Below are 13,705 nucleotides of genomic sequence, written 5' to 3' on the forward strand. Positions count from 1 at the left end.
TGACGTGGAGATCCTCGCATCCTTGCCGGGAGTGGGAAGGATCGTCCTCGCCACGCTGCTTGCAGAAGCCTTCGATGCCCTGCAGCGACGCGACTACGCCGCCTTGCGCAGTCTGACAGGAACAGCGCCGGTCACCAAGCGGTCGGGCAAGAGTTGCATCGTCGTCAGACGACAGGCCTGTCACGACCGGCTCGCCAACGCCGTGTACCATTGGGCACGCGTCGCCATCCAGCACGACCTCAGCAGCCGTTCGAAGTACGCCGCCCTTCGGAGCCGAGGTCACAGCCACGGCCGCGCCCTGCGCTCCGTCGCCGACCGCCTCCTCAACGTCGCCTGTGCCATGCTGAAAGCCGGAACCACCTTCGACCCGTCCCTGGCGACCCAGAAAACCTCTTGCTAAACGGTGGGGAGTCCCCCCCACTGCGTGGGGCTGGAGGATAAGCCGCCGGCAGCACTGCCGCCCATCCTCCAGCCCCACGAAGTGGGGGGGAGGTGCCGAGCGAAGCGAGGCGGAGGGGGGGACCCCGCCGCACCGATGCTCACGCCTTTCACGCCAGCCACGACCGGCATGGCCGCAAGGACGATGAAACCCTGCGGCCTCGACCGGCCTCGGCTGCATCATGCCGAATGCCACCCACCGCACGGCCCCCATCGCCGCCGCTGCGCGCCATCCTCCGCATCCCTCCGCCGCCGCTGCGCGCCCCACCCTCGGCATGGCCCCGCAAAAAAATCTTAGCCCGTCTATCCACGCCCCCCTCGACCCGCGCGACACTCTGCGCGGTGATAACGGAGGCGGCGGCGATGGACTGGCAGGCGGCGGTGGAGTGGAGGGCGGCGGCGCTGCGGCGCATCGTCTCCTCGCTCGTCGCCATGGTCGGCCGCGGCACCGACGACGACCTGCGCCCCCCGGATGCGGTGCCGGCCGACCGCCCCACCCTTTCGCGCCGGCGCCACCGCGCCCTGACGCGCGTGCTGCGGCCGGTCGAGGCTGCGGCGCGGCGGCTGGTCATCGTGCTGGCGCTGGCCGTCCATGCCGCGCCGCAGGCGCAGGCGGACGCGGCAGACAGGCCTGCGGCCGACCTGCCGAAGGCGCAAAAGGGCCGTCCGCGCCGCGCCCACGCGCCGCGCCAGCCCGTTGCCGCATCGACCAGCCTGGCCAGCGGCACCCGGTCCGGCATCGTCATCCGGCATCTCCGTGACGCCCATCCCACCTTCGGCATCGCGGTCGGCTCTCTGGTGGGTCCCGCGCCGGTGCCCGCCTGGGCGATACCGCCGGCGCCGAAGCCGCCGCGCCGGCTGCGCCTGCCGCTCACCGACCCCCTGCGCCGAACGAGCAAACGACGAAGCGCGCCGCGCAGCCGGCCAAGCATCTGGTTCCCCGGCTCCGAAGCCGAGCGCGCGCCCGCCTGGCGAGCGCCGCGGCCGGACGACCGGCTCGACGCGACCCGGCTGATGCTGCGCATCGAGGCGCTGGCCGACGCGCTCGACGACCTGAACGGCGAAGCGAAACGCTTCCTGCGCTGGCGCGCCCGCCGCGCCGCCGAGCGCGCGCGGGACCGGCGCGCCGAAGCGCTCGCGCCCGAGGACACGGGCTATGCCCCGGGCGAGACGCCGGCAGCCCATGCCCGCCGCATGTCACGCCGTTTCCGCCGCGTCGGGCCGTTGCGCCTCGGCCGCCCGCCCGGCGGCCGGACACGGCGAAAGGACGAGATCTTCGTCATTCGCGACGAACTCAACGCGCAGGCCCACGGCCTGCTGGCGCGGTACGACACCTCATGACCTTTCGGGCCGCCGCTTCCGGCCGTCCGCCCCGCCCGGATCCCGTCCGGCAGCGGTCGCGTCCGCTTGTCCGCGCCCCTGTCAGCAGCCCGCCGCAATCGGGTGGACAAGCGGCAGCCGGCCGCGCAGGCTGTAGCCTCTGCAACCGGGAGACGATCACATGCAGTCCGGAACCATCCGAGCCGGCTTCGGCGGCTGGACCTTCGAGCCCTGGGAGGGCAGCTTCTATCCGGCCGACCTGCCGAAGAAGAAGCAGCTGGAGTTCGCCGCCCGCCAGGTGTCGACCATCGAGGTCAACGGCACCTACTACCGCGGCCAGACGCCGGAAACCTTCGCCAAATGGGCGGCCGAGGCGCCCGATGGCTTCGTCTTCGCCCTCAAGGGCAACCGTTTCGTCACCAACAAGAAGGTCCTCGCCTCGGCCGGCGACTCGATGGCGAAATTCTTCGCCCAGGGCATCGAGGAACTGGGAGCCAAGCTCGGCCCGATCGTCTGGCAGTTCGCGCCGACGAAGCGGTTCGAGCCCGACGATTTCGAGGGGTTCCTGAAGCTCCTGCCCGAGACCCATGCGGGCCTCGTCCTCCGCCACGTGCTGGAGGTGCGCCACGCCTCCTTCGTCGACCCCGCCTTCGTCGCGCTCGCCCGCAGGCATGGCGCGGCGATCTGCTACGCGCATCATTTCGACTATCCCGAGATCGCCGACGTCACCGCCGGTTTCGTCTATGCGCGGCTGCAGCGCGGCGACGACGACGTGCCGACCGCCTATCCGCCGGCCGAACTCGAAGCCTGGGCACGCCGCGCCCGCCTCTGGGCCGAGGGCGGCGTGCCGGACGACCTGCCGCTGGCCGACCCCGATGCGAAGGTGGAGAAGCGCCCGCGCGACGTCTTCGTCTACGTCATCCACGAGGGCAAGATCCGCGCCCCGCACGGCGCCATCGCGCTGCAGCGGCTCGCCGACGGATGACCGGCGGCGGCTGCGAAACAGTTTCGGCCGTCACGCCCTCGAAATCCGCGCCCGCCATGCTAAACCCGTTCAGTTGCCAGGCCAGGATGCGGAATCGTTTTCGATGGATCACCAGTCGCCCAAGCCCGCCCTCTCCGATCTCGACGAGGCCGCGCTCTTCTTCCACCGCTATCCCGAGCCCGGCAAGCTGGAGATCCAGGCCACCAAGCCGCTCGGCAACCAGCGCGACCTGGCGCTGGCCTATTCGCCGGGCGTCGCGGCCCCCTGCCTGGCCATCGCCGACGACCCGTCGACGGCCGCCCTCTACACCGCCCGCGCCAATCTCGTCGGCGTCGTCTCCAACGGCTCGGCCGTGCTCGGCCTCGGCAACATCGGGCCGCTGGCCTCCAAGCCGGTGATGGAGGGCAAGGCCGTCCTGTTCAAGAAGTTCGCCGGCATCGACGTCTTCGACATCGAGATCGACGCGCCGGGCATCGAGGCCATGGTCTCCACCATCGCCGCCCTCGAGCCCACCTTCGGCGGGATCAACCTCGAGGACATCAAGGCGCCAGAGTGCTTCGAGGTCGAGGAGCAGCTCAAGGCGCGGATGAACATCCCCGTCTTCCACGACGACCAGCACGGCACCGCCATCATCGTCGCCGCCGCGGTGCTGAACGCGATGGAGCTTGCCGGCAAGGAGCTCGGCGAGGTCAAGATCGTCACCTCGGGCGCCGGCGCTGCCGCGCTTGCCTGCCTCAACCTGCTCGTCTCGCTCGGCGCCCGGCGCGAGAACATCTGGGTCACCGACCGCTTCGGCGTCGCCTTCAAGGGCCGCGTCGACGAGATGGACCGCTGGAAGGACCCTTACGTCAAGGACACCAACGCCCGTCTGCTGGCCGACGTCATCGGCGGCGCCGACGTCTTCCTCGGCCTCTCGGCGGCCGGCGTCCTCAAGCCCGAGCTGCTCGCGCACATGGCGGAAAACCCGCTGATCCTGGCTCTCGCCAACCCGGTGCCCGAAATCATGCCCGAGCTAGCCCGCGCCGCGCGCCCCGACGCGATGATCTGCACCGGCCGGTCGGATTTTCCCAACCAGGTCAACAACGTGCTCTGCTTCCCCTACATCTTCCGCGGCGCGCTCGACGTCGGCGCCACCGCGATCAACGAGGAGATGAAGATGGCCGCCGTCCGCGCCATCGCAGCGCTTGCCCGCGAGGAGCCGTCCGACGTCGCCGCCCGCGCCTACGCCACCGAGACGCCCACCTTCGGCCCGGACTTCCTCATCCCTTCGCCCTTCGACCCGCGCCTCATCCTGCGCATCGCGCCGGCCGTCGCCAAGGCCGCCTGCGACAGCGGCGTCGCCACCCGGCCCATCGCCGACATGGCCCACTACATCGACCGCCTCAACCGCTTCGTCTTCCGGTCGGGGCTGGTCATGAAGCCTGTTTTCTCCACCGCCCGCACCGCCACCGCCAAGCGCGTCATCTATGCCGACGGCGAGGACGAGCGCGTGCTGCGCGCCGCCCAGGTGGTGCTCGAGGAGGGCATCGCCCGCCCCATCCTGATCGGCCGGCCGAGCGTCATCGAGACGCGCCTGCGCCGCTACGGCCTCAAGGTCCGGCCGGGCATCGACTTCGACCTCGTCAACCCCGAGGACGATCCGCGCTACCGCGGCTATGTCGACCACCTGATCCAGCTCGCCGGCCGCCGCGGCATCACCCAGGAGGCCGCCCGCACGCTGGTGCGCACCAACACCACCGTCATCGCCGCGCTGGCGCTGGTGCGCGGCGAGGCCGACGCGATGATCTGCGGCCTCGAAGGCCGCTTCGAGCGGCACCTGCGCAACGTCGACCTGATCGTCGGCCGGCGGGCGGGCGTGCGCGATCTCTCGGCCCTGTCGATGCTGATCATGCAGCGCGGCGTCACCTTCTTCACCGACACCTACGTCTCCGTCGATCCGACGGCCGAGGAGATCGCCGAGATGACGCTGCTCGCCGCCGAGGAGATCCGCCGCTTCGGCATCGAGCCCAAGGCTGCCCTGCTGTCGCTCTCCAATTTCGGCTCGCGCGACACGCCGAGCACGCTGAAGATGCGCCGGGCCGCCGCCCTGCTCGCCGAGATGGCGCCCGACCTCGAGGCAGACGGCGAGATGCACGGCGATTCGGCGCTCTCGGCCGTGCTGCGCAACCGCGTCTATCCGCATTCCAAGCTCACGGACGAGGCCAACCTGCTCGTCTTCCCCACCCTCGACGCCGCCAACATCGCGCTGACGACCGTCAAGGCCCTGACCGACGCGCTCCACGTCGGCCCGATCCTGCTCGGCACCGCGCGGCCGGCCCACATCCTCACCCCCTCGGTCACCTCGCGCGGCGTCGTCAACATGACGGCCCTCTCGGTCGTCGAAGCCTCCCAGTCGGCCGCGGCGCAGCCGGCCAACGAAGGGTTAACCACGACGGGGTAGCATGCGGCGCGCATCGGAACGGACGGGCGGGATCGGCGAGGACATGGCCATGGCGGTGACGGCGAAAGGGGCGACGCGCGGCGCGATCATCGCCCTCGTCCTGCTCGCGGCCGGCCTGCCGTCCGCCTCCGACGCCGCCGCCTCGTCGCGCATCTGCCGCGACCTCGAGGGTCAGCTCGCCCGCGCCGGCAACACGGGCGGCTCGCCCGCCCGCGCCCGCCAGTACGAGAAGGCGATCGCCGACCAGCTCCGCCAGATCGACCGGGCCGAGGGCCAGCTGCGCGGCGCCGGCTGCTCGGGCATCTTCGGCGGCAATACCGGCCAGGCGTGCCAGTCGCTCCGCTCCACCCTGCAGCGCATGAACGCCAACCTGGCGAGCCTCCAGCGCAAGTCCCGCCAGGTCTCCGGCGGGCGCGACGGCTCCGCCTCGCGGGCGCGCATCCTCGCCTCGCTCGACGCCAATGACTGCCGTGGTGCCACCGCCGCGCCGCGGGACGGCGGCGCCCGGGCCCGCGGCGCGCCCTCCTTCCTCGACCGCCTGTTCGGCGGCGGCCTGGAAGAGCGGCGTCCCGACCGGATCGTCCGCGAACCCGCCGACGAGAACCGCGAACGCCAGCGCGTCGTCATCCGGAACGGCAGCCGCATCGAGATCCGGCCACGCTTCTCGGGAACGTTCCGGACGCTCTGCGTGCGGGCCTGCGACGGCTACTTCTTCCCGGTCGCCTATTCGACCTTCGCCGACGAACTCGACCGCGACGCCGCGGCCTGCCAGGCGCAGTGCCCGGGGACCGAGGTCGAACTCTACATCCACCGGACGCCGGGCGAGGAGGCGGACCAGATGGTATCGCTGTCGGGCGTTCCCTACACCGCCCTGCCGACCGCCTTCCGCTACCGCCAGACCGGCTTCGTCCGACCCGAATCCTGCGGCTGCGGCGCGCCGAAGAGTTTTTCCATCATCGCCGGCGACCACGCGGCCCCGGCCGATCCCGCCAGTGCGACCGATCCCGCCGGCGAGCCGCCCGCGGAGACGGCGATGGTCCCCCTGCCGCGCCGGCGCCCCGATCCGGCCACCGATCCGGAGAGCCTCGCCAACCGCGACGGCGGCCTCGACCGGGCGGCCATCCTCGCCATCGTCGAGGCGATGACGCCCGACCCGGCGCCGACCGCGTCGACCGAAGAACGGTCGACGGCGTCGACCGCCGAGCGGCGTATCAGGGTCGTCGGGCCAGCGTTCCTTCTCGACCAAGAAGCGGCAGGAGGTCTGCAAGCTCCGGCCCCTGGTCTCGTCCGGTAAGCGCAAGCCTGAGCGGCATGAACAGCGTCTTGCCCTTCCGTCCCGTCGTCTCGCGCACGGCGCTCGTCCAGGCCTTGAACGTGCCTGCGTCCCACGGCTCGTCCGGCAGCAGGTCGAAGGCCTCGCGCAGGAAGGCGACATCGGCGTCGCTGAAGGTCACACCCGGCTCGGGCCTGACCGTCACGATCTTCCACCAGGACGTGACGTCCTGCAGCCGGTCGAGATTGCCCCGGATCGCCATCCAGAAGGCCTCGGCCTTCTCGCCCATGACGCCGAAGGCGACGAGCCGGTCGCGGACCCTTTCGAACGGCATCGCCTGGACGAGCGCGCGGTTGAGCCCCGTGAGATCCTCGGGATCGAACTTGGCGGCCGACCGCGAGGTCGCCTCCGGATCGAAGCGCTCGGCGAGCTTCATCATGTCGCCCTCGGGCACGACGTTCTCCGAGGTCCCCGTCAGCACGGCCAGCGACGCGATCGCCATCGGCTCCAGCCCGCTCTCGCGCAGGCTGCGGATCGACAGGGCGCCCGTCCGCTTCGACAGCCCCTCGCCGGTCGCCGTGGTCAGCAGGTTGTGGTGGCCGAAGGCCGGCACCGTGGCGCCGAGCGCCTGGAACAGGGCGATCTGAACGCCGGTGTTGGTCACATGGTCGTCGCCGCGGATCACATGGGTGACCCCGAGCTCGATATCGTCGACGACGGAGGGCAGCGTATAGAGATAGGTCCCGTCCTCGCGCACCAGGATCGGATCGGACAGCGACCCGATATCGACGGTCTCGGACCCGCGCACCACGTCGGTCCAGCTCACCAGGGTGCGCACCGGATCGAAGGGGTCGCGGCGGAAATTCGGCAGCCGGAACCGCCAGTGCGCCCGGCGACCTTCCGCCTCGAAGGCGGCCCGGTCCTTCGCCGAATAGGCCAGCCCTTCGCGGCCGTAGATCGGCGGGAGCTTTCGCGACAGGCGGATCTTGCGCTTGAGATCGAGTTCCTCCGGCGTCTCGTAGCACGGATAGAGCGCGCCGCTCTTCTTGAGACGCTCGACCGCTTCGGCGTGCGAGGCGCCGCGCCGCGACTGGTACTCGACCGCGTCGGGGAAGATGTTGAGCCAGTGGAGATCGTAGAGCGTCTGGTCGGCATATTCCTGCCTCGACCGCTCGACGTCGGTATCGTCGAACCGCAGGATGAAGCGGCCGCGGTTCTTCAGCGCGAACAGCCAGTTGAACAGCGCGGTGCGCGCGTTGCCGATATGGATCTGGCCGGTCGGCGATGGGGCGAAGCGGACGGTGACGGTCATGGTCGCGAGGTATCCGAAGCGTGATTCTCTAGCAAGCTACGCTGCTGCAGCCTGCGCGTCACGAGGCTCATCACCACAACCATGGCGAGGCAGTAAAGGCCCATGGCGACCACCTGCGCCGGCAGCGCGATGCCGGCGTCGATCAGGTAGCCGGTCAGGCCCGGACCCATGGCCGTGGCGAAGACCAGGATGGCCACCATCACCGCCCTGATCGAGCCCAGATGCTTCAGCCCGTAGATCTCCGGCCACAGCGCGCCGAACAGCGTCGAGGAGAAACCGTAGGACACGCCGAGCAGCGCCATGAACACGAAGACGCTCCACTGCGCATCGAGCAGCCCGAGCACGAGGCACGACAGCCCGAGCGGCACGAGGAAGCTCGGCAGCAGGGCCACGGCCGAGAAGCGGTCGATCAGCTGCCCGGCCACCAGCGCAAATGTGATGGTCATCGCCGCCATGAAGGTGAAGGACCCGGCGAAGAGCTCGATCGACCAGCCGCGAAGTTCCACGAGGTAGACCTGGTGGAAGAAGATCGTGGTGCCGATGAACCCCGGCGCCATCACCCCCATCAGCAGCAGATAGAACAGCGGGTCGCCGAGCACCTCGGCGCGCGTCCAGTCGCGCGCGGCAGGCTTGGTCGACGTCGGGTCGGAAGCGCGCGGCGCCCGCTCGATAGCGATCAGCCCCGCGACCGCGGGCAGCGCGACGAGGATCAGCACGGCGGCGGCGATCAGCCACGAGTTCCGCCAGCCGACCAGGCCGGCGACGAAGACGAACAGCAGGGGAAAGATCGCCTCCCCGGCATTGTGGCCGAGCGTGGTGACCGACACCGCCCGGCCGCGCTGCGCGGCGAACCACCGCGCCATCGCCGTCATGGCGTTGTGGGTCATCATACCCTGCCCGAACAGCCGCAGCATGTAGATGCTGACCACGAGGAGGACGACGTTCTGCGAGACGGACATCATCACCGCCGCAAGCGCCAGCATCGGCATGATGAAGAGCGCGACCGTCCGGGCGGAATGGCGGTCGACGACCTGTCCGAGCTTGGGCAGCGTCAGGGCGCTTCCGAGCGTCGCCAGCATGTAGATCAGGCCGAAGTCGCCATGCGACAGGCCATACTCCCGCCTCACGTCGCCGGCCGAAAGCGAGATGAAGAAGGTCTGGCCGAAGGACGAGAAGAAGGTGAGCAGAAACCCGCCGGCGAGCCAGCGCGCATTGTCGCGAAGGAAGACGAGGAAGGACATCGGCTCACGGTCGGTGGAGATGAAGTGGTCCTGGCCGCGGCTTGAAGGAAGCGCCACGGCGCGGCCGGCACGGTGCTCACCAAACCTCTAGGCCCGGGGCGCCGCGATGAACAGGGCAACCCGCCGTTGGACCATTGTGTTCCGCGCCTTGCCGCAAGACCTCCCCTGACGAACAATCGCCGGGATGACCGCAGCCCGCAAACTGTGCTATGGGCGCGGCAACCTCCCGTTCCGTTATCGAAAGTCCCGCAATGAACGCTCCGCGCGTCTCCTTCGTCAGTCTCGGTTGCCCCAAGGCGCTGGTCGATTCCGAGCGCATCCTCACGCGCCTGCGCGCCGAGGGCTACGAGATCGCCCGCAAGCACGACGGCGCCGACCTCGTCGTCGTCAACACCTGCGGCTTTCTCGATTCCGCGCGCGACGAGTCGCTGGCCGCGATCGGCGAGGCGATGGCCGAAAACGGCAAGGTCATCGTGACGGGCTGCATGGGCGCCACGCCCGAACTGATCCGCGAAAAGCATCCGAACGTGCTGGCGATCACCGGACCGCAGGCCTACGAGAGCGTGATGGCAGCCGTGCACGAGGCAGCCCCGCCTGCGCACGAGCCCTTCGTCGACCTGATCCCGCCGCAGGGCGTCAAGCTGACGCCGCGCCACTACGCCTATCTGAAGATTTCGGAGGGCTGCAACAACCGCTGCTCCTTCTGCATCATCCCTGCCCTGCGCGGCGATCTGGTCTCGCGCCCGGTCGGCGACGTGCTGCGCGAGGCCGAGCGCCTGGTCGCCGCCGGCGTGAAGGAACTCCTCGTCATCTCGCAGGACACCAGCGCCTACGGCATCGACCTGAAATACGCGCCGAGCCTGTGGCGCGACCGCGAGGTGCGGACGCGGTTCCTCGACCTGTCGCGGGAACTCGGCGAACTCGGCGCCTGGGTGCGGATGCACTACGTCTACCCCTACCCGCATGTCGACGAGGTCATCCCGCTGATGGCCGAGCACAAGATCCTGCCCTATCTCGACATTCCCTTCCAGCACGCCTCGCCGCGCGTTCTGAAGAACATGCGGCGTCCGGCGCATCAGGAAAAGACGCTCGAGCGCATCGGCCGCTGGCGCGAGACCTGCCCGGACCTCGCGCTGCGCTCCACCTTCATCGTCGGCTTCCCCGGCGAGACGGAGGAGGACTTCGAGATGCTGCTCGACTGGCTGGACGAGGCGAAGATCGAACGCGCGGGCTGCTTCAAATACGAGCCCGTCGGCGGCGCGAAGGCGAACGACCTCGGGCTGGAGCCCGTGCCGGAGGAGGTCAAGGACATCCGCTGGAACCGCTTCATGGCGCGCCAGCAGAAGATCTCGGCCAATCTGCTCAAGAAGAAGGTCGGCAAGCGCCTGCCCGTCATCATCGACGAGGCGAACGGCACGGCCGCCAGGGGCCGCACCAAGTACGACGCGCCGGAGATCGACGGCGCCGTCCACGTCCAGTCGCGCCGGCCACTGCGCGTCGGCGACATCGTCACCGTCAAGATCGACGAGGCGGACGCCTACGATCTCTACGGCCAGGCGGTCTGACAGGGCAAACGGGGCCGCTCAGGCCGCCCTGGCCAGAACGCCCTGGATGCGGCGCACCAGCCCGAGCACGTGCTGGCGCTTGTCGAGATTGTAGGTTTCCGTCTCGGCGATCGTCCGGCTGGTCTCCTGCCAGAGCGCCGACAGCGCTTCGGCGCGGCCGAGATCGCCGGCCAGCGCCGCCGCGGTCGCCTTCGCGCCCACCCGGTCGAGCAGATGGGCGTTGAAAAGCGCGAACGGGATGGCCTGGTCTCGCCCGGCCACCGCGTCGGCGAGCTTGCCGGCCGCCGCCGGATCGAAGCGCCCGGCCTCGACGATCGTCTCGAGCGCCCCGGCGATCTCCAGACCGCCATATTCGGTGAGCAGGATCGCCTCGCGCACGCTTCCGCCGGCCCGTGCGGCGAGCGCGGCGGCATCCGGCACCGCCGTGCCGAAACTGGCCAGCACCCGCGACAGGTCCTCCGGCAGAAGCCCGTGCAGGCGCACGGTCTGGCAGCGCGAGCGGATGGTCGGCAGGAGCCCGCCGGCCGCATGCGAGATCAGGATGAAGAGCGTGCGCGACGGCGGCTCCTCGAGGTTCTTCAGGAGCGCGTTGGCCGCATTGGTGTTCATGTCGTCGGCCGGATCGATGATGACGATCCGGTAGCCGCCGTCGTGCGAGGTCATCGACAGGAAGCGGTTGACGCGGCGGATCTCCTCCACCGTGACAGCGGTGCGGAAGGCCTTGGTCTTCTCGTTCATCGGCCGCGCCAGATAGAGCACGCCGGGATGGGCGCCGGAGGCGATCATGCGGTGCAGCGCCGACCCCGGCTCCGGCACGGCCAGCCGGTCGGGCGCGGTCGCCCGGTCCGGATACTTCAGAAGATGGTGCGCAAGATGGAAGGCGAAGGTCGCCTTGCCGATGCCGCGCGGGCCCGAGAGGATCAGCGCATGATGCATCTTGCCGCCGCGATAGGTGGCTGCGAGGCGGTTGGCCTCCGCGCCGTGGGCGACCAGCAACGGGTTCTCGGCCGGTTCGGGGATGCCGTCCAGCGTATCGTGCTGTTCGGGCGCCACTCGCTCGAAGCTCATTCCGCTGCCGCCTTGCCTTCGCGATCGGAGAGCAGGCGGTCGACCGCCGTGTCGATCCTGGCCGCCACCTCGTCCTCCCGCCCGCCGGCATCGACGAGCACGCAGCGGTAGGGCTCGCGCATGGCGATGTCGAGGAACGCTTCGCGCCGGCGCTCGTGGATGGCGATGGTCTCCTTCTCGAAACGGTCGGCGGCAGCGCCCGCGCCGCGTCGCACGCCGGCCCGCCTCAGCCCCTCCACCGGACTGAGATCGAGGATCAGCGTCAGATCGGGCATCATGCCGTTGACGACAATGCGCTCCAGTCCGGCGACGAAGACGGGATCGAGCCCGCCGGTCACGCCCTGGTAGACACGGGTGGAATCGAGGAAGCGGTCGCACAGCACGATGGCGCCGCGCTCGACGGCGGGGCGGATCACCTGCTCGACATGGTCGGACCGGGCGGCGGCGAAGAGCAGCGCCTCCATGCGCGGCCCGAAAGGCTCCGCCGCACCCGAGAGAAGGACGTGGCGGACCGCCTCCGCACCGGGTGAGCCGCCGGGCTCCCGGGTGACCAGCACGTCATGGCCAAGACCGCGCAGCCGCTCGGCGAGCCGCCGGATCTGGGTCGACTTGCCGGCCCCCTCGCCGCCCTCGAAGGTGATGAACAGTCCGCCGTTCAGCAAGGCCGATCCCAATCGCGCTATCCGTCCGTCTTCTTAGTCCGGCAGCCGGGCCACGTCCACGCCGCAGGACGTGTGCCGGGCGCTGCCGGCAAATCTCAGCGCATCCAGCCGACCAGCAGCTCGCCGATGGCATCCATGGCGCGGCTGTGCAGCGAGCCGGTGCCGACGCTCTCGGCGGTGAAGAGTGGCGTCTCCTGGCTCAGCGTGTCGCCGATCCAGACCTTCAGCGTGCCCGCCGGCATGCCCGCCTCCACCGGAGCCTGCAGCGGGCCCTGGTAGACGATCCGCGCGATGAGCCGGTCCCTGTTGGTGATCGGCACGAGGATCGCCACCGGCGCCCTGGCCTTCAGCGCCACGGAGCCCTTCTCGCCGCCGAACAGCTGCGCCTGCCCGACCACCTCGTCGGCGGCGAAGACCTCGTGCGTCTCGAAGGCGCGCACGCCCCAGTCGAGGATCTTGCGCGCCTCTTCGGCCCGCGTGTTCTCGCTGGACAGGCCGCTCAGCGCCGCAAACAGGCGGCGGCCCTGGCGATCGACCGAACCGACGATCGCATAGCCGGATTCTTCGGTGAAACCGGTCTTCAGCCCGTCGGCGCCGATGTCCATCTTGAGCAGCGGGTTGCGGTTGGTCTGCCGGATCCGGTTCCAGGTGAAGTCGGGCTGGGAGTAGTATTTGTAATAGTCCGGATACTCCCGCCAGATGTGCAGCGCGAGCATGGCGAGTTCGCGCACGGTGACCAGTTGCCCCTCGGCCGGCAGCCCGGTCGCGTTCTTGAACACCGACTTCGTGAGGCCGATCTGGCGCGCCCGCTCGGTCATCAGCTGGGCAAAATTCTCCTCCGAGCCGGCCATGCCTTCGGCGATGATGATGCAGCCGTCATTGGCCGACTGGACGATGACGCCCTGGATCAGGTCCTCGAGCCTGATCGACGACTTGAGCTCGGCGAACATGGTGGACGTGCCCGATGGCGCGCCGCCCGTGCGCCAGGCATGCTCGCTGACCAGGAAGGCGTCGTCCATGGTCAGCCGCCCGCTCTTCAGGGCGTTGAAGACGACCTCCATGGTCATCAGCTTGGCGAGCGAGGCCGGCGGGATGAGCTTGTCGGCGTCCTTGGAGTAGAGGACCGTGCCGGTCTCGGCGTCGATCATGAAGGCCTGTTCGGCGCGCGTCTCGAACAGCTGCGCCTGCGCCTGGAGGGCCATGACGACCAGGATGACGACCGAGATCGCCAGCGTCTTCAAGTGACGGAACATGATACCGGTTCCCGTTGCAGTCGTCGCCAGCCGGCGCACGGCGAAACATAACGGCCGAATGCGGCCGAACCGCAGCACCCGCAGGAAGACTAGCAAAGGAACGCGGCAAGTATCAACCGAAGCCGCGCCGCGAAGGTGGGCGACTGAC

At 69.7% G+C, this 13,705-nt stretch carries 11 protein-coding genes; 6 read left to right on the forward strand and 5 right to left on the reverse strand.

Going from position 1 to position 13,705, the window contains the following annotated elements; all coding sequences use genetic code 11:
- The 5 genes from N1F91_RS14800 to N1F91_RS14820 all read left to right on the forward strand — a co-directional run.
- The coding region (locus N1F91_RS14800) for an IS110 family transposase (protein ID WP_289993162.1) at positions 1 to 400 on the forward strand (400 nt) is incomplete at its 5' end.
- Between the two features lie 401 nt (positions 401 to 801).
- Positions 802 to 1,779 carry a hypothetical protein gene (locus N1F91_RS14805; RefSeq protein ID WP_289993163.1) on the forward strand — a complete coding sequence of 326 codons (978 nt, stop codon included), beginning with the start codon at positions 802 to 804 and terminating at the stop codon, positions 1,777 to 1,779.
- Positions 1,780 to 1,939: 160 nt separating this feature from the next.
- On the forward strand, positions 1,940 to 2,743 hold the full coding sequence (locus N1F91_RS14810) for a DUF72 domain-containing protein (protein WP_289993164.1): 804 nt from the start codon (positions 1,940 to 1,942) through the stop codon (positions 2,741 to 2,743).
- 103 nt (positions 2,744 to 2,846) lie between these two features.
- Positions 2,847 to 5,183 carry an NADP-dependent malic enzyme gene (locus tag N1F91_RS14815; RefSeq protein ID WP_289993166.1) on the forward strand — a complete coding sequence of 779 codons (2,337 nt, stop codon included), beginning with the start codon at positions 2,847 to 2,849 and terminating at the stop codon, positions 5,181 to 5,183.
- A gap of 1 nt (position 5,184) precedes the next feature.
- Positions 5,185 to 6,477: a DUF2865 domain-containing protein gene (locus N1F91_RS14820; RefSeq protein WP_289993168.1), complete on the forward strand. Its 1,293-nt coding sequence runs from the start codon at positions 5,185 to 5,187 to the stop codon at positions 6,475 to 6,477.
- Here the strand turns inward: N1F91_RS14820 and N1F91_RS14825 are convergent.
- Together N1F91_RS14825 and N1F91_RS14830 are read right to left on the reverse strand one after the other, a co-directional pair.
- A complete protein-coding gene (locus tag N1F91_RS14825) occupies positions 6,395 to 7,768 on the reverse strand; it encodes a glutamate--tRNA ligase (protein ID WP_289993171.1) in 1,374 nt (457 codons plus the stop codon). The genes N1F91_RS14820 and N1F91_RS14825 overlap by 83 nt on opposite strands.
- Positions 7,765 to 9,009 carry an MFS transporter gene (locus tag N1F91_RS14830; RefSeq protein WP_289993652.1) on the reverse strand — a complete coding sequence of 415 codons (1,245 nt, stop codon included), beginning with the start codon at positions 9,007 to 9,009 and terminating at the stop codon, positions 7,765 to 7,767. The genes N1F91_RS14825 and N1F91_RS14830 overlap by 4 nt, the downstream gene beginning before the upstream one ends.
- Positions 9,010 to 9,260: 251 nt before the next feature.
- Between N1F91_RS14830 and rimO the strand changes: the two genes are divergently transcribed.
- Positions 9,261 to 10,574 (forward strand): 30S ribosomal protein S12 methylthiotransferase RimO, encoded by a 1,314-nt coding sequence (gene rimO, locus N1F91_RS14835; RefSeq protein WP_289993173.1) that lies wholly within the window; start codon positions 9,261 to 9,263, stop codon positions 10,572 to 10,574.
- 18 nt (positions 10,575 to 10,592) lie between these two features.
- Here the strand turns inward: rimO and N1F91_RS14840 are convergent, their stop codons facing one another.
- The 3 genes from N1F91_RS14840 to N1F91_RS14850 all read right to left on the reverse strand — a co-directional run bounded on the left by N1F91_RS14840 (position 10,593) and on the right by N1F91_RS14850 (position 13,506).
- Positions 10,593 to 11,642: a DNA polymerase III subunit delta' gene (locus tag N1F91_RS14840; RefSeq protein ID WP_289993174.1), complete on the reverse strand. Its 1,050-nt coding sequence runs from the start codon at positions 11,640 to 11,642 to the stop codon at positions 10,593 to 10,595.
- Positions 11,639 to 12,301, reverse strand: coding sequence for a dTMP kinase (tmk, locus tag N1F91_RS14845; protein ID WP_289993653.1), 663 nt, complete (start codon positions 12,299 to 12,301; stop codon positions 11,639 to 11,641). Before tmk ends, N1F91_RS14840 begins: the two co-directional genes overlap by 4 nt.
- Before the next feature lie 98 nt (positions 12,302 to 12,399).
- Entirely contained in the window at positions 12,400 to 13,506 is a 1,107-nt protein-coding gene (locus N1F91_RS14850; RefSeq protein WP_289993654.1) for a D-alanyl-D-alanine carboxypeptidase family protein, read from the reverse strand.
- Positions 13,507 to 13,705: the final 199 nt, after the last annotated feature.

This window comes from Aquibium sp. ELW1220 (genome assembly GCF_030398385.1).
GTDB lineage: Bacteria > Pseudomonadota > Alphaproteobacteria > Rhizobiales > Rhizobiaceae > Aquibium.

What these genes read in the sequence shown, in the direction of transcription:
- N1F91_RS14805 (WP_289993163.1), top strand. Translation starts at nt 802, where the DNA reads ATGGACTGGCAGGCGGCGGTGGAGTGGAGGGCGGCGGCGCTGCGGCGC.
- N1F91_RS14810 (WP_289993164.1), top strand. Translation starts at nt 1,940, where the DNA reads ATGCAGTCCGGAACCATCCGAGCCGGCTTCGGCGGCTGGACCTTCGAG.
- N1F91_RS14815 (WP_289993166.1), top strand. Translation starts at nt 2,847, where the DNA reads ATGGATCACCAGTCGCCCAAGCCCGCCCTCTCCGATCTCGACGAGGCC.
- N1F91_RS14820 (WP_289993168.1), top strand. Translation starts at nt 5,185, where the DNA reads ATGCGGCGCGCATCGGAACGGACGGGCGGGATCGGCGAGGACATGGCC.
- N1F91_RS14825 (WP_289993171.1), bottom strand. Translation starts at nt 7,768, where the DNA reads ATGACCGTCACCGTCCGCTTCGCCCCATCGCCGACCGGCCAGATCCAT.
- N1F91_RS14830 (WP_289993652.1), bottom strand. Translation starts at nt 9,009, where the DNA reads ATGTCCTTCCTCGTCTTCCTTCGCGACAATGCGCGCTGGCTCGCCGGC.
- rimO (WP_289993173.1), top strand. Translation starts at nt 9,261, where the DNA reads ATGAACGCTCCGCGCGTCTCCTTCGTCAGTCTCGGTTGCCCCAAGGCG.
- N1F91_RS14840 (WP_289993174.1), bottom strand. Translation starts at nt 11,642, where the DNA reads ATGAGCTTCGAGCGAGTGGCGCCCGAACAGCACGATACGCTGGACGGC.
- N1F91_RS14850 (WP_289993654.1), bottom strand. Translation starts at nt 13,506, where the DNA reads ATGGCCCTCCAGGCGCAGGCGCAGCTGTTCGAGACGCGCGCCGAACAG.